A 14731-nucleotide genomic window follows, 5' to 3' on the forward strand; every position below is an offset into this window, starting at 1 on the left:
AATCTTAAAACCGAAAATTTATGTAGATTTAGTAATGTACAGTAAATCTTCAATGAGTAAGCAATCGTTGTTTATTTCTGCTACCTTATTTAAAGGCAAAAAAAATACACCTGCCAAATGCATTGTAAAAAATGCGGACACGTGGTAAGTTTATATAGATATACATAATTAATTATACTTGTGTATATTATTCCCTATTCTAATTATATATAAAAATTCTTTATTAGTCAACTCTTAACTATTTTCAAGGAGTGAATGTTATGAAAGCAGTTTTCTTGGACGAACAACAACGTTTAAATAGTGTTCTGAATGTAATTAATGATCAAACATTTCAACTGGAATCAGAAACGTTAAAGCTCCGAAACGAGGTAGTAAATACTCGTAAGCATTTTTGGGATGAAATCAAAGTGAATACGGATTCGTTTGATGACTTTCTGGAAACCGTTATTAATTTAAGACAAGAAGCGCAGGCATTAGCTGTTGGTGAAAGTACACACCACCATGCATCCAAAAGATTAGCTGTCCTTCATCGTATGAAGTCAGTACCTTATTTCGGGCGAATAGATTTTCTTGAAGAAGGATTTTCAGAGCAGGAGAAAATTTATATTGGTATTTCGTCCCTAATGGATGCAAGTGGAGAGGACTTCCTAATTTATGACTGGAGAGCACCGATTTCAAGCGTCTATTATGATTACGAGCCTGGACCAGCACACTATAAAACTCCTGGGGGCAAGGTTTACGGTGAACTCGAGAAAAAGTGGCAATACGTTATTCGTGACGGGAAACTGCAGTCTATGTTTGACACAAGTCTCACGATTGGTGACGAGATTTTGCAGAAAGTGCTCGGAAAAGGCGCGGATAAGTATATGCAAAGCATTGTAGCAACGATTCAAAAGGATCAGAACCGTATTATTCGCCATGATCAAGGGCGTATGCTTATTGTGCACGGTGCAGCGGGCAGCGGTAAAACTTCAGCTGCATTACAAAGAATCGCATTTTTATTGTATAAATACCGGGACCGTATAAAAGCAGACCAAATTATATTATTTTCACCGAATGCTATGTTTAATAGCTATGTTTCCAACGTACTTCCAGAGCTCGGTGAAGAGAATATGCAGCAAGTTACATTTCAGGAATATTTGGATCATCGCTTAAGTAAAGATTTCCATTTGGAAAACCCGTATCATCAATTGGAATATGTGCTGACGGCAGCAAATAACCCTTCATATAGCGCAAGAATTAAAGGCATTCAATTTAAAGCATCCGTAAAATTTTTCGAGGCGATTAAACTATATCGAGAAACATTGGAAAAATCAGGCCTGCTATTTAAAGATGTCAAATTCAGAGGGAAAATGATCTTTTCCTCACAACAATTGTCGGAGACGTTTTATAGAGAGCATATTTCACTGAGTTTCCAAAGCAGACTTGAAAAGCTGAAAGACTGGCTAATGAATAAAATTAAAGAAATAGAAAAAGTAGAACGTTCTCAGCCATGGGTAGAAGAGGAAATTGAGCTACTAAGCGATGAGACGTATCATAAAATTCATAAATATTTAGCAAAGAAAAATGGCTTTGAAAGAGAAGAGCAAGCGGATTATGAAATGGATCAGGATGCGCTTATTCAAGTAATCGTCCGCCTGAAATTGAAGGCAGTGAGAAAACAAATTCAAACACTGGACTTTATTGATTTAGAAGGGATCTATAAGCAGCTATTTACAGATCCATTACTGATGCAACAGCAATTAAAAGTAGAAGTGCCAGATGAGTGGCAAGCTATATGTGAAGATACACTTCAAATACTGGAATCGGGAACCCTGTATTATGAAGACGCGACACCATTCCTATTTTTGCAGGAATTGATTCAAGGCTTTCAAACAAACCGTTCGATCAAGCATATCCTCATTGATGAGGCGCAGGACTATTCACCGTTTCAATTTGAATTTCTGAAGCGCCTATTCCCTTCAGCCAAAATGACAGTGCTAGGTGATTTTAATCAGGCCATTTTTGCTCATGCGAGTGGAGTGGGAGATTTTCAAACGCTCAACCATCTTTATGGAGAAGAACAAACAGAAGTAATCAATATGACAAGAAGTTACCGTTCAACGAAACCGATTATCGAATTTACACGGAATCTGATAGCAAATGGAGAAAAAATTATCCCGTTTGACCGTGCTGGCGAGTTGCCGGTGTTGACCGAAGTGGAGAATCATACAGACTTGCACCAATGCATACTGTCTAAAATTTCGGAATTACAAAGTGAAGGCTATGGAAGTATTGCAGTTATTTGTAAATCAGCGGAGGAAAGTAAAGCGGCATTTGAGGCATTGAATAAAATTGATGGGATTAAGCTAATAAAAAGCGGTACAGCAGAATTTGAGAAAGGGGTTGTAGTCATTCCTTCGTATTTAGCGAAGGGGATTGAATTTGAAGCGGTCATTATTTATGATGCATCCGAAAATGTATATGGTGATGAAAGTCTACGCAGGATTTTTTATACAGCCTGTACAAGGGCAATGCACGTACTGCAACTGTATAGCGTAGGGAGACCAAGTTCTTTTATGCAAAAGGCTTTAGATGGAAATCTCCTACAACATGAATTGACTTCATAAAGCATTAGTTAGACATTATTATTTCAATAAAAGCTTATTAAAACTGAGTCCGTACCGGACTCAGTTTTAATTTTAATCCGTTTCATTTTCTGAAGTCTAATTTTTCTGAAGTCCAATTTACCTGTTATTTCTTAATAACCGGAATCCACATTTCCCCATATACTTGGCCATTTTGTTGCCCCATTACAACTGCTGTGTTTGGACCTCCTACATAGGCATAATCAGTTGCTTCTTGTAAAACTTGTCCAAAGGCAATACCTGTAACAGTATTGACCAACTCTTCTGCAGTAGGAGCTTCCCCTTTAACAACTACGTAATCCCCTTTAGGAAATTGAATGACTCTAGTTGCCTCTGGTAATGTTTCTTCAGTCTGGACCCCGGCATAATGCATCATCTTATTATTAACTGCTTCGTTTACGATAAAAATATAATCGTTTGTAGCTAAAGTCCTTAATGTATCAAGCCTTCCATTCTGATTGACTGCATGCCAAAAATCAGCCTTTTCTTTATTTATCCCCATATAGTCTGTGTAATCGCTCTTTAGTTCTGTTCCAAAACCTAAAACAATAAAGCTTTCCTTTTCTTCAATCGTATAATTTGGCAAATCATAAACCTTCTTTCAAATTTGTTTTAATCAAGATTTGTTTTTTTACTTGATAAGTTTATAATAGCCATAAATCATGTCAAAATATGATACTGTTTCGGAGGTGCCAATGAAAAAAGTTGAACGGATTAATACGATCATGCGATATATCAACAATCGTGCTCACTTTACCATTTCTGAAATCATGCAAGAATTTAATATCTCCCGATCAACGGCTATACGAGATATTAGAGAAATTGAAGCTATAGGAATGCCTCTTGTCGCTGAAGTTGGAAGAGAAGGGGGGTATAATGTATTACATAACTCTGTCCTTCCCGCTGTTCGTTTTACCGATAATGAAATTAAAGCTCTTTTTATTGCCTTTATGGCGACAAGAAATCAACAACTTCCATATTTAAAAAGTCGTCAGTCGTTAGCTGAGAAATTACTCGGTTTGATTTCAGAAAACCAGCAAGACGACCTTGTTCTGTTAAATCAGATCTTGCTTTTTGAAGGGACGAACCCTCATAATCCGGATTTGCTGGATTTATCCGATTTACCTGATCCGGTGATAGAAAAGCTTATACAAACACTTCTGATTGACCGTTATTTAATCATTTCAGTCAAAGAAGGAAAGTTAACTAAAACATATTCAATTTATCTTTTTTACCTTCATCATGAAAAAGGTAACTGGCTGATAGAAGGATTTGATGTGGGTGAGAAAAAGAATCGAATTTTTCCTGTCTCGCATATTATCGATGTGAAACCGGACTCGGGGAAAAACAGAATCAGTAAGAAGGAGATTTTAGAAAAGCTTAGTGAACGGGATAAAGAGAGTAACCTTATCCTGGAGTTTGGTCCAAAGGCAATCGCACAGTTCAAAAAATATCATCCTTTAAAACTTTCTATTTCCTATACAAATCCCTACCAAACTACAGCAGTTCTAGAGACTTTTATTAATACTGAGAACCAAGAAGACTTGGTAGAGATAACGAACTGGCTTTTGTTTCTGGGAGGGGACATAACAATTAGAGAAATACCAGAAGAAGTGTTAAAACGGATACAAGAGAGAGTATCCGTATATTGCATATGAAAAACCCACTTAAAACGTATTTATTCATGCATAAGTGGGTTTCATCTTTGATGACTAGTTTCCCCTAATTTCTTTTAAATACTGCTCCAAATCAGCTGGAGATTTTAGCTGATTCAGCTCCTTTATAGACTCTTCATCCTCTGAATCATATGAAAAATAAAATCGGACAGCTCTCTCATCCAGATGTTTGAAGAGAAATTCATTATAAGTAAGTTTGCTGTAAATAAAGAAGCCTGGAATCGCTAGTAACGCAATCGTTATAATTCGCATCGGAGTTTCTCCTAATACGTATAGCGTGCTACTTGCTCACCTTCAATAACAAAGCCGTCTATTTCCCGGAAGCCCATTTTTTCATAGATGCGCTTTGCATGCTCATTGTCAGGTTCATAAGAAAGGCTAATCGTTTGGTTGTGAGGCTCTTTCATTGCTCGAATATCCTCTATGACGAGCTGAACTGCTTCTTTCCCATATCCTTTTCCCTGATGTTTCTGGTCAATCATCATACGGTAAATCCAGTATTCATTGTCATCTTCATCAATACCATAAAGTGTAAATCCGACCATTTCTTCACCGTAGTAAATTCCTTTTGCATGGAAATTTTCCAAAAAGTTCAGCTGCGCCAGTGACACCGTATTTGATGCTACAAACTTTACTTGATCCTCCCGCACTTTTAATGAAATCGCTTTTATCCAATTGTCTTTTGTAATCGTTTTTAAATGCAGCATTTCTTTTACCCTCTCTCATGTAAAGTGAAGTGTCGTGCATTACGCACTAACAATTAATACCATAAAAGGGAGTGGAATTGAATATTACATTTTACCGCATTTCATAAAATTAAAAGGAGTTGGAAAAACTGCTGAAAGTCCCAAAAATCTCTTGTTTATATAACTGGGGGTATGTGGATATGAAGTTTAAGATGATTAATCCATTGTCCAAAGCTGGATAGACATTGAATAAAAAGCGGTCACCATACCGGATTGCCGTCAATGCGAGAGGCAATTCGCGCCGGAATACTTCATAACGCCGCATTGCTGTATTGAAATCCTGACCTTCTTTGTTAACCATTACATAGGCATTGTAATATATACAGTGCCCATTCGTTTTCCATTCGCCGATTACTTCATCTCTCATATCAATATTCACTTTGTCCCACGCAAACTGTGTTCCGATTGTTAAAAATAATTCTCCGGTGTCATCAGAATGGGTGAGTGTATGGTGTCTTGAAATAACGGGATCTGTTGCGGTAACACCATCCCTGTATTCAACGGACAGCCTTTCAGAATTAAATTTGTTCATGTCATTGCTCCAATCATTTTCTATATTCATATGCGACTTTTTTATTGGAGGTGAAGAGGTCGTTACTATGAGTAATTAACGTTTCATCCGAGTATTTCAAATGTCTATATTGCGTAAAATCATGAACATATACTAGGTTAGATGTCAAACTTAGTAGGGAGGTGAATGACATGCCATTTTTTGGGCAAAATCCTAGAGCGGGGATGTTTCCGCCAAATGGACAACAATTTGGTCCTGCACCGCAAATGGGCAGACAGCAGATGGGAATGCCTCGATCCAATGAATTTGCAAGACCGAGGGAAGCCTTTTATCCGCCATATCCAGTGAATCCTAGACAGGGGCAGGGGCAACAGCAGTTCAATCCATATCCACAACAGCAGCAACAACAATTCAACCCTTTTCCACAACAGCAACAACAGCAGGGTTCTCGCTTTAGCGGTCTTTCGGATAATTTAAATACAATGATGGGCCATGTGGGGACATTAACTAATGGAATTAATACGATGAGACAAGTAGGCGCAATGCTGAATCTCTTCAGATAATTAAATATAAAACTCGAAATATCAATTTAGCCTATCAATAGAAAATTATTGATAAGCTTTTTTGTTTCTGTAAATAAAAAGACGCTAACCAAAGGCTGTTTGCACAGTTGATTAGCATCCTAATTAATTTTTATTATGCTGATGAAGAATTGTTCTTTTTGATCGTTTTTTCATGCGAATGATGTTTGGACCGATTTCATTTAATACAATCGCTACGAGGATCAGCACAATACCGAGCCATTGCACAGCTTTAACCGTTTCAGCCAAAATGATGCTCGCTGATAAAATTGCGACAGGCAGTTCAACAGAAGTTAATATATTCGCCAAACCTCCTGAAATCAACGGTGCACCGACCGCGTAAAACAGTGGCGGCAATACAGCTCCAAATAATGAAACCCCTGCAGCGCTTGTCACCAAGCTTCCTTCAAGGGGAAATACAGTAGGGATGTCCTTCATAAATAGGATAAATACTAAAATCGTTGAACCTGTCACCATTAAAGAAGTACGGGTTAATGGATTGACATCAACGGCGACTTTTCCGCTGAAAAAGATAAAGGCAGCATAAGTAAAAGCAGATAATATGCCCATAACAAAACCTTTAATCGGAAGGCCCTGCATATCACCGTTTAAAATATTCGATGCGAAAAATACACCGACAAGAATGAGCACAATCGAAAAAATAGTAATCGGGGCGGGCTTAATTTTATTGAAGACCCATTCGAACAGAATGCCGATCCAAACGAACTGGAACATTAAAATGATGGCCAGTGAAGCAGGTAAATACTGCATCGCACCATAATAAAAAATACTTGTTAAACCGATAAAACATCCGGTAATCATAATTGGAATGATATTCTTTTTAGTCAGTCCTTTAGTCCCGTCGCCTTTTAAGAAAGCGATTGACCACAAAAGCAAAAAGGAGATGACCATTTGGACAAGATTAATTTGTCCAAGTGAGTAACCGTGCCCAAACCCTAACTTAGCGAACACAGGTGTAAAACCAAAGCATCCTGCACCTAGCAGTACAAAGAATACTCCTTTATTTATCTTCATATCTATAAACCTCCGATAATGCTTGAGAATAACGATTTTATATTAACATATATAACTTGCGGTGGCAGGGGTGACGGGTTATGAAGGAGTTGAAAAAGTTTTGTATATGAAAAAGGGAAAAAACCAAAAGTGGACTTACCCCTGTCAAGTAGACAGCCTATAAAAAGACTAAGCAGCCATCTGGTGACGATATTCTATCGGTGCCAGATGGTTGAGTCGTTTTTGGAAGCGCTGGTAATTATAAAAGTAGATATATTGCTCAACAGCTTGTCTTACCGTTTCCTCTGAATAATCATGTAACAGATACAAGCACTCGCTTTTAAAGTGCGAGAAAAAGGACTCAATACAAGCGTTGTCATGGCAGTTTCCTTTGCGAGAATGACTGCCAATCATGCCAAGCTGCTCTACTGTTTGATGATACTTTATGGATGTGTATTGGTAGCCTTGATCTGAGTGAATGATGCTTCGATACACATTTCTTTTTGCGGTCAATTCCTGGAGGGTATCCATGACTAATTCTAAATCATTACGCTTGCTAATACGCCAAGCGACAATTTCGTTGTTATATAAATCCTGTACAGCTGACAAGTAGAGAAATCCATTTTTCGTTGGCAGATACGTAATATCTGTTACGAGCACCTCATTTTCTACACGTTCTTTAAATTGACGCTCCAACACATTATCAAATACACGTGAGAGACGGTTGCCCCATACGCGACGCTTTTTACGGATAATCGATTGAATACCCAACTCACTCATTAGTCGATAGACTTTCTTATGATTCACAAGAAAGCCTTTGTCTCGTAAAGCGATTTTCATGCGTGGATATCCATACATTTTGTGCGTTTGATGAATTGCCAAAATTTGCTCCTTTAAAACAATATCATTATGTTTGCGTAACGATACTTTGCCATTTTTAAGCCACTTATAGTAGCCTGAACGTTCCAATTTTGCCATTTTAGTAAGCCATGTAATGGGATAGCGATCTTTCATTTCTTCAATAATTTGATAACGATCTGAATAAGTAGGCATTCCTCCATTTACAGATTTGGATACTGCTTTTTTAAGTATTCGACCTGTGCCTTATAGTAATCACGTTCTTCTTCTACATTTTTAAAGTGGACCCGTTTTCCTTTTAAAGGATTCTTCTCACCTTTCGCACCAGAACCTGTAGATGCGATACGATTAAAAGCTTCGATGGATCCGACTTCTTTATATTTCTTCACCCAAGCTTTTACTTGAGAAACATTACGAATCTCATATCGATCCGCAATTTTTTGCATACTTTCATTGCCTGTTAAATAAGCTTGTACAATCTCTAACTTCAACTCGTTTGAATAAATACTATTTTTTCTCGACACAGAAAAATCCCCTTTAAGTAAAATGTTTACCTACAGCGTACTGTAGGTTTTTTAACATTGTCTACTTAAAGGGGATAATATCAAAGAATGGGCTCTTTTGGTTTTTCTTTTCTTTAAATTTAAACATTGTATAATGCGCCATCTATCGTGAAAGAAGATGAACTTACATATGAAGCTTCATCAGAAAGTAAGAAAGCAATAACATTTGCTACTTCTTCCGGTTCACCATAGCGTTTCATCGGTACAGCATCATTGTATGCTGCTTGAGCTGCCTCTGCAGCGCCCGGCGCAACATTTGCTTCAATTTTACGCATCATTTGTGTATTAATCACACCTGGATTTACCGTATTTACACGAACATTATACGCTGCTGCTTCTAAAGCGGCCACCTTATTAAGACCCATTACTGCATGTTTAGATGAATTATATAGTGCCATACTTGGAGAACCGATTAAGCCGGCTACTGATGAAGTATTGACAATAGAACCGGATTTTTGTTCTTTCATTACCGGCAGTACATATTTTAGGCCGAAAAGAACACCTTTTACATTAATGCCATATACAAAGTCGAATTCTTTTTCTGTAATTTCTTCAAGGGGTTTTGCGGGGCCTTCTACACCAGCATTATTCACAAAGCCGTCGATCCGGCCGAATTTCGAGATCGTTTGATCCACATAGTTTTTTACATTGTCTTCTTTTGACACATCGGCTTTTACAATTAAGCTGTTTTCATCTGTAAGTGAAAGTTCTGTTTGAACGGCTTTAATCGCATCTTCGTTTAGATCGACCAATACAACTTTTGCTTTTTCATTAACCAGTTTTCTTACAACCTCTTTACCGATACCTCCTGCAGCACCTGTGACAATAATAATTTTGTTTTCAAATTTCATATTCTGCATCTCCTGTTTCTTTAAACTTATTGAATTCCCTATAGAAAGTATGGACTTTCTATTATTTCTCAACCGATTAAAAGATATGAAATTATTGACAACTAAAATCATAATATGGTAAATTTATCTCGAAATAAAGATATTTTAATTCAAACTAAATATACAAGGAAGAGGTAGCACAGTATGAACTTTGAAGACTTAGTAAAATCTCGCCATTCCGCAATGAACTTTATAGAAACTGAACAAATGACAGAAGAAGATTTTAAAAATATATTTGAGCTGACAAAAATGGCTCCAAGCGCATACAACCTGCAGTTTACGAATTACCTGGTCATTACAGATCAAGAGAAGAAGGAAAGAGTAAAAGAATTAAGCTACAACCAATATAAAATCCATACAGCAAGCGGTGTTGTGATTGTTATGGGCAATAAGAACAGCATTGAAATGCCGGAAGTCGAAAGAATTTACAGTCCATTAAAAATGCTGAAGATGATGGATGAAGTGGAGTATGATATGACGATGGAATTGATTAAAGGGTATAGTGACGGCTTAAAAAACAATCCGCATGAATTGAATTTAGAATTAGTGCGCAATGCCGGTATTCACGCTATGCTCTTTATGCTGAGCGCCAAGCATTACGGATTCGATACATGTCCAATGCATGTCCATAATGTCGATGAACTAAGAAAAGAGTTTAATATTCCGGATCATTTAGAGCCGATTATGATGATTACGATAGGGAAAAGTGTTGATAAAGTACGTGCCCGTGGTTACCGTAAACCTGTCGGGGAATTTGTGAATTTCAATGGGTATTAATCAATAATGTTAGGCGGCTGAACTCCATTTTGGATAATTCAGTCACCTATTTTATATTGCCGAACTTCATTCATAGCAAGGATTTTTTCCTTCAATTAAATCTTGATGAGGGCGTCCGATTGCATAGCCCTGAGCATAATGAACGCCAACTGATTGGATAAATTCATATTCCGATTTTGTTTCAATCCCTTCAGCAATTACCTTTGTCCCCGATTCAATCGCATAATTTAAAATGACCGTTAAAAGCTGCTGCTGTGCTTTATGCTGATCGATATTTTGAATTAGTGAGCGATCCAGTTTAATAAATTCCGGCTTTAAGTAAATTAATGTTTTTAAACTATTGTAGCCGGAACCGACATCATCCACCGCAATGCGATAGCCTTGTGACCGGTAGTGGGAAAGGACCCGTGCAAACTCTTCGAAGTCCCCGACAGCACTGCGCTCCGTCAATTCGAAAACGACCTGCTCAGGGGAAATATTCAATTTTTCCAGCAAAGCTCTCGTTTCACCGCTATGATAATTTTTATCGAGCAAAACATTCGGATGTATGTTGATAAACAACGTGAAATCCTTCTTCCTATTGTAATTGAGCCATTTTTTATGATAGCGCACGAGCGAAAGATTACGGCAAAAACACTCAAACAGAAATACTTTATCCGTTTGTCCAACAAATTCATAGAAAATATCGGCCGACTGAAAAAGCTTCAGTGCCATCGGACGATTCAATGCTTCAAAACCAAATGTCGTGTTGCTTTTCACATCATAAATAGGCTGGAAATATGTATTCATCGCTTCTTGCGCAATGATATTTTTCAATGCTATTGACTGGGATAGATGGCGGATCATTTTATTCTTTAACAGAAACCGCTGCATCATTTCCTTGAAGTCGATCGGATAGTTCGGTTTTGAATTTACTAAAGTTTTCATGGAATGCTCCTACCTGAAGTTATTTATGATTCTTAATTGTAAACAGCAATTGTTTTGGCATTATAAAGGCGGTGTAAAGATTGTTTTTTCATTATAGGCAATGGGTACTTAATATTAATGAACAAATAGTCCATTTTATAGGTGAATAATGCAGAACAGGTTGGTAGGAAAGTTCTGAATATGAACAATTGTTGAATATCTTCTATATAAAAGCGGTATATGTTGGTATATTAATAAAAAAATTAATGCAACTTTTACAAATGGGGTGAAGAAGATGAAGATTTCTAGCTTGGCACGAGGCTTTAGTTCAGAGTTAGATGAAAGAAGACGTTCCCAGCTTCGCAAAGAGGCAGGCGAAGTATATAAAAAGCATGCACAATATACAGATCCAAGTAAAAACCCGCTACTGAAGGTGCTTGAAAACCTTCTTTCCGGTAAAACAGAAAAAGATTTGCTGAAAAGCGACAATGCCGATCAGGCAGAAAACCTTGCATTGCCAACTGACATCACGTATTCACCAACACTGGATAATGCACATCTAGCATCTGCTGTCCCTTCATCTCAAGATTTACTTACAGCAGTAAATGTTTCAACCTCCATTCCGCAAACGCCGGTAAACACTCAAAAAGAACTTACAGAGCAAGAACAAGATGAGGAAGCAATTCCGTTGTCGAACGAAAATCTTTCTTTTACGATACCGGAAAAGTTCCAACAAGATTTTGCACGTAATCCAGATGAGAAAACGGTCTTTGGTCAAGAGTTGGAAAAGCGGTTATTTCAGCGTTCCTTCAACATAGCTGCACAAAAATACAGCGCTCATATTGCAATGGTGAATAACGGTTACCGTTTGACAGAGGAATCGGTTTTTTCCCAAATTGCATGAAAATAAGCCCGCTCATATGGAGTGGGTTTTTTATATTTAAGTAAATTACAAAATTGCATTAAGCAGCACTTAGCAAATCATTCAGTGGTATAATATTTCCAAAGTTTAGAATATGGAGTGGTCTTTTTGGCGAAGAAGCAGGCAAAGACGAATGCAGTTCGTTTAATTGAGCAAAAAAAAATCGCACATGAAATTTTTGAGTATACAATCAATGACGGGGAAGCGGTGGATGGATTGACTGTTGCCGGGAAAATTGGCCAGCCTGTCCTTCATGTTTATAAAACATTGGTCGCCACTGCAGGAAAGGGCAATTATTTTGTTTTCGTTATCCCGGTCGATGCGGAACTGAATTTAAAGGCTGCCGCAAAAGTGGTAGGGCAAAAGAAAATTGAGATGCTGCCCGTAAAAGAGCTACTCGGTTTGACCGGTTATATTCGGGGAGGCTGCTCGCCGATCGGGATGAAAAAGCTGTTTCCAACAATTATTGAGGAAGCGGCGACTGCACTTGACTATATAATTGTCAGTGCCGGAAAAATTGGGATGCAGATTAAGCTTGCACCGGAAGATTTACAACAGGCAACGAACGGGCAATTTGCATCGATTGTTTCTTGATAGAAAGAAGGATTGTTGTGTCGAAAAAATTTAAGTGGCAATGGGGAAGTTTTTTTGTAGGAATGATGATCATGGCGCTTGGTATCACGATGACGATTAAAGGGAATGTTGTCGGGACCGCACCATGGGATGTTTTCCATATTGGTCTTTACAAGCAAATTGGGTTGACGATCGGTTCCTGGTCCATTTTAACGGGTCTGACGATTATTATCGGGACATCGATTTATTTAAAGCGCATTCCTAAGCTTGCGACGTTTTTAAATATGCTGTTCATTGGTTCATTTATCGATTTGTTCAATTGGCTCCTGCCAGAGACAGGTATTTTTGTACTGGAACTTACGTATTTTACAGCCGGCTTTTTTGTGATGAGCATTGGCTGCGCGCTGTATATTGCGGCAAGTCTTGGTGAAGGCCCGCGTGACACGATTATGATGATTATTGCGAGTAAAGGCTATTCTGTGAAAACAGGGCGGCTTGTTATGGAAGTATTTGCGACTGGCGCCGGCTGGCTGCTTGGTGGTCCTGTTGGTTTTGGGACGGTTATTTTAGCGCTCGGCACAGGTTATGTCATTCAGCCTTCACTGTTTTTCTTTAAAAGAAAGCTTGAGGAAATAATCGGAGAGCCGCTTACATAAAAAATTCCCCCTCTGTGCTAAAATATAGTGGAAATAGATATCGAAAGGATGAACGCGCATGTCAAACGTATTAAATACCTTTTTAGATGAAAACCTACTGGCACTACAAGCACAAGGTTTATACAACGAAATCGATCCGGTAGAAGGAGCAAATGGCCCGATTATCAAAGTTGGAGGCAAACAGCTTGTAAACCTGTCATCAAACAACTATTTAGGTTTGGCGACGAACGATGAGCTGAAAAAAATCGCTCAAGACACGATCGCTTCATACGGTGTCGGTGCTGGTGCTGTTCGTACAATTAACGGCACACTTGATCTACATGTAAAATTGGAAGAAACATTAGCAAAGTTTAAAGGTACAGAAGCAGCAATCAGCTATCAATCAGGCTTCAACTGTAATATGGCGGCAATTTCGGCTGTTATGGACAAAAATGATGCAATATTATCGGATGCATTAAACCACGCTTCAATTATCGACGGCTGCCGTTTATCAAAAGCAAAAATTATTCCGTTTGCGCATGCGGATATGGATGATTTACGCGCAAAAGCAAAAGACGCAACAGAATCAGGCCTTTACAATAAAGTAATGGTCATTACAGATGGCGTTTTCTCGATGGACGGCGATATTGCCAAGCTTCCGGAAATCGTGGAAATCGCAAAAGAATTTGATTTGATTACGTATGTAGACGATGCACACGGTTCAGGCGTTACAGGTAAAGGTGCCGGAACAGTGAAGCATTTCGGTCTGCAACATGATATCGACTTCCAAATCGGTACATTGTCAAAAGCAATCGGTGTTGTTGGCGGCTATGTGGCAGGGAAGAAAAATCTGATCGACTGGCTAAAAGTTCGATCTCGTCCGTTTTTATTCTCAACAGCATTACCACCAGGGGATGTTGCTGCCATTACACGCGCTGTAGAGATGATTATGGAATCGACTGATCTGCATGACAAGCTTTGGGAAAACGGTCAGTATTTAAAAGACGGCCTAGCAAAACTTGGCTTTAATATCGGTGATTCGGAAACACCGATTACACCATGTATTATCGGCGAAGAAAAGCTGACACAACAATTCTCGAAACGTTTACTCGAAGAAGGTGTGTACGCAAAAGCAATCGTGTTCCCGACAGTACCAAAAGGAACAGGCCGCGTGCGCAATATGCCAACAGCGGCACATACGAAAGAAATGCTCGATGAAGCACTAGCGATTTATGAAAAAGTAGGCCGCGAGTTAGAAGTAATTAAATAGAAGATGTTAAGCTCAGCGCTGTTTTTATGGTGCTGAGTTTTTTTATATGTTGAGGTTTAAAAGTGGATTTGAGGATTAAAAATGGAATTGAGGATTATCTGGCGCATATTGAGGATTATAAATAGTGAACTGAGGATTAAGTAAGAGCAAGTGAGGATTATTGAGTATGAATTGAGGATTAT

17 protein-coding genes are annotated in these 14731 nt (G+C 38.3%); 8 read left to right on the forward strand and 9 right to left on the reverse strand.

All coding sequences use genetic code 11. The annotated features are described in order from the left end of the window. The first annotated feature begins 260 nt into the window (after positions 1 to 260). The gene (gene helD, locus MHH44_RS03190) at positions 261 to 2609 is read left to right on the forward strand and encodes an RNA polymerase recycling motor HelD (protein WP_340797785.1); all 2349 of its coding nucleotides are present in this window, start codon (positions 261 to 263) and stop codon (positions 2607 to 2609) included. Positions 2610 to 2733: 124 nt separating this feature from the next. Here the strand turns inward: helD and MHH44_RS03195 are convergent, their stop codons facing one another. Then, positions 2734 to 3213 (reverse strand): GyrI-like domain-containing protein, encoded by a 480-nt coding sequence (locus tag MHH44_RS03195; protein WP_340797786.1) that lies wholly within the window; start codon positions 3211 to 3213, stop codon positions 2734 to 2736. A 109-nt stretch (positions 3214 to 3322) separates the two neighbouring features. Between MHH44_RS03195 and MHH44_RS03200 the strand changes: the two genes are divergently transcribed. Next, positions 3323 to 4285, forward strand: coding sequence for a helix-turn-helix transcriptional regulator (locus MHH44_RS03200; protein ID WP_340797787.1), 963 nt, complete (start codon positions 3323 to 3325; stop codon positions 4283 to 4285). A 54-nt stretch (positions 4286 to 4339) separates the two neighbouring features. Here MHH44_RS03200 and MHH44_RS03205 read toward each other — a convergent pair whose 3' ends face one another. The 3 genes from MHH44_RS03205 to MHH44_RS03215 form a co-directional block, all read right to left on the reverse strand. Next, positions 4340 to 4555 (reverse strand): hypothetical protein, encoded by a 216-nt coding sequence (locus MHH44_RS03205; protein ID WP_340797788.1) that lies wholly within the window; start codon positions 4553 to 4555, stop codon positions 4340 to 4342. An 11-nt stretch (positions 4556 to 4566) separates the two neighbouring features. Continuing rightward, positions 4567 to 5010, reverse strand: a complete 444-nt coding sequence (locus MHH44_RS03210) for a GNAT family N-acetyltransferase (protein WP_008404637.1) — start codon at positions 5008 to 5010, stop codon at positions 4567 to 4569. Between the two features lie 109 nt (positions 5011 to 5119). After that, on the reverse strand, positions 5120 to 5581 hold the full coding sequence (locus MHH44_RS03215) for a staygreen family protein (protein WP_340797789.1): 462 nt from the start codon (positions 5579 to 5581) through the stop codon (positions 5120 to 5122). Positions 5582 to 5751: 170 nt separating this feature from the next. On the opposite strand from MHH44_RS03215, the gene MHH44_RS03220 reads away from it, so the two are divergent. Further along, positions 5752 to 6123 (forward strand): hypothetical protein, encoded by a 372-nt coding sequence (locus MHH44_RS03220; RefSeq protein WP_008404634.1) that lies wholly within the window; start codon positions 5752 to 5754, stop codon positions 6121 to 6123. 123 nt (positions 6124 to 6246) lie between these two features. On the opposite strand, the gene MHH44_RS03225 is transcribed toward MHH44_RS03220, so the two are convergent. The 4 genes from MHH44_RS03225 to MHH44_RS03240 form a co-directional block, all read right to left on the reverse strand. Further along, a complete protein-coding gene (locus MHH44_RS03225) occupies positions 6247 to 7176 on the reverse strand; it encodes an EamA family transporter (protein ID WP_014824791.1) in 930 nt (309 codons plus the stop codon). A 168-nt stretch (positions 7177 to 7344) separates the two neighbouring features. Continuing rightward, a complete protein-coding gene (locus MHH44_RS03230; RefSeq protein ID WP_340797581.1) occupies positions 7345 to 8208 on the reverse strand; it encodes an IS3 family transposase in 864 nt (287 codons plus the stop codon). Positions 8209 to 8216: 8 nt separating this feature from the next. Beyond that, positions 8217 to 8537 (reverse strand): helix-turn-helix domain-containing protein, encoded by a 321-nt coding sequence (locus MHH44_RS03235; protein WP_008409062.1) that lies wholly within the window; start codon positions 8535 to 8537, stop codon positions 8217 to 8219. A gap of 119 nt (positions 8538 to 8656) precedes the next feature. Then, positions 8657 to 9427, reverse strand: coding sequence for an SDR family NAD(P)-dependent oxidoreductase (locus MHH44_RS03240; RefSeq protein WP_340797790.1), 771 nt, complete (start codon positions 9425 to 9427; stop codon positions 8657 to 8659). A gap of 183 nt (positions 9428 to 9610) precedes the next feature. On the opposite strand from MHH44_RS03240, the gene MHH44_RS03245 reads away from it, so the two are divergent. Beyond that, positions 9611 to 10243, forward strand: coding sequence for a nitroreductase family protein (locus tag MHH44_RS03245; RefSeq protein WP_014824789.1), 633 nt, complete (start codon positions 9611 to 9613; stop codon positions 10241 to 10243). A gap of 66 nt (positions 10244 to 10309) precedes the next feature. On the opposite strand, the gene MHH44_RS03250 is transcribed toward MHH44_RS03245, so the two are convergent. Further along, a complete protein-coding gene (locus MHH44_RS03250; RefSeq protein ID WP_014824788.1) occupies positions 10310 to 11170 on the reverse strand; it encodes an EAL domain-containing protein in 861 nt (286 codons plus the stop codon). A 274-nt stretch (positions 11171 to 11444) separates the two neighbouring features. Between MHH44_RS03250 and MHH44_RS03255 the strand changes: the two genes are divergently transcribed. From MHH44_RS03255 to MHH44_RS03270, 4 genes are all read left to right on the forward strand, one after another. Next, on the forward strand, positions 11445 to 12053 hold the full coding sequence (locus MHH44_RS03255) for a hypothetical protein (RefSeq protein ID WP_340797791.1): 609 nt from the start codon (positions 11445 to 11447) through the stop codon (positions 12051 to 12053). A 126-nt stretch (positions 12054 to 12179) separates the two neighbouring features. Beyond that, complete coding sequence (gene ybaK / locus MHH44_RS03260; protein WP_340797792.1) at positions 12180 to 12665, forward strand: Cys-tRNA(Pro) deacylase; 486 nt, start codon at positions 12180 to 12182, stop codon at positions 12663 to 12665. 17 nt (positions 12666 to 12682) lie between these two features. Next, on the forward strand, positions 12683 to 13300 hold the full coding sequence (locus MHH44_RS03265) for a YczE/YyaS/YitT family protein (protein WP_014824785.1): 618 nt from the start codon (positions 12683 to 12685) through the stop codon (positions 13298 to 13300). Between the two features lie 58 nt (positions 13301 to 13358). Next, positions 13359 to 14549, forward strand: a complete 1191-nt coding sequence (locus MHH44_RS03270; protein ID WP_340797793.1) for a glycine C-acetyltransferase — start codon at positions 13359 to 13361, stop codon at positions 14547 to 14549. Positions 14550 to 14731: the final 182 nt, after the last annotated feature.

It is taken from the genome of Solibacillus sp. FSL K6-1126 (genome assembly GCF_038003445.1).
In the GTDB taxonomy this organism is placed as follows: domain Bacteria; phylum Bacillota; class Bacilli; order Bacillales_A; family Planococcaceae; genus Solibacillus; species Solibacillus silvestris.

Excerpts from the sequence above, each read along its gene's own strand:
- helD (WP_340797785.1), top strand. The coding sequence starts at position 261 with ATGAAAGCAGTTTTCTTGGACGAACAACAACGTTTAAATAGTGTTCTG.
- MHH44_RS03200 (WP_340797787.1), top strand. The coding sequence starts at position 3,323 with ATGAAAAAAGTTGAACGGATTAATACGATCATGCGATATATCAACAAT.
- MHH44_RS03205 (WP_340797788.1), bottom strand. The coding sequence starts at position 4,555 with ATGCGAATTATAACGATTGCGTTACTAGCGATTCCAGGCTTCTTTATT.
- MHH44_RS03210 (WP_008404637.1), bottom strand. The coding sequence starts at position 5,010 with ATGCTGCATTTAAAAACGATTACAAAAGACAATTGGATAAAAGCGATT.
- MHH44_RS03215 (WP_340797789.1), bottom strand. The coding sequence starts at position 5,581 with ATGAACAAATTTAATTCTGAAAGGCTGTCCGTTGAATACAGGGATGGT.
- MHH44_RS03220 (WP_008404634.1), top strand. The coding sequence starts at position 5,752 with ATGCCATTTTTTGGGCAAAATCCTAGAGCGGGGATGTTTCCGCCAAAT.
- MHH44_RS03225 (WP_014824791.1), bottom strand. The coding sequence starts at position 7,176 with ATGAAGATAAATAAAGGAGTATTCTTTGTACTGCTAGGTGCAGGATGC.
- MHH44_RS03230 (WP_340797581.1), bottom strand. The coding sequence starts at position 8,208 with ATGCCTACTTATTCAGATCGTTATCAAATTATTGAAGAAATGAAAGAT.
- MHH44_RS03240 (WP_340797790.1), bottom strand. The coding sequence starts at position 9,427 with ATGAAATTTGAAAACAAAATTATTATTGTCACAGGTGCTGCAGGAGGT.
- MHH44_RS03245 (WP_014824789.1), top strand. The coding sequence starts at position 9,611 with ATGAACTTTGAAGACTTAGTAAAATCTCGCCATTCCGCAATGAACTTT.
- MHH44_RS03250 (WP_014824788.1), bottom strand. The coding sequence starts at position 11,170 with ATGAAAACTTTAGTAAATTCAAAACCGAACTATCCGATCGACTTCAAG.
- MHH44_RS03255 (WP_340797791.1), top strand. The coding sequence starts at position 11,445 with ATGAAGATTTCTAGCTTGGCACGAGGCTTTAGTTCAGAGTTAGATGAA.
- MHH44_RS03270 (WP_340797793.1), top strand. The coding sequence starts at position 13,359 with ATGTCAAACGTATTAAATACCTTTTTAGATGAAAACCTACTGGCACTA.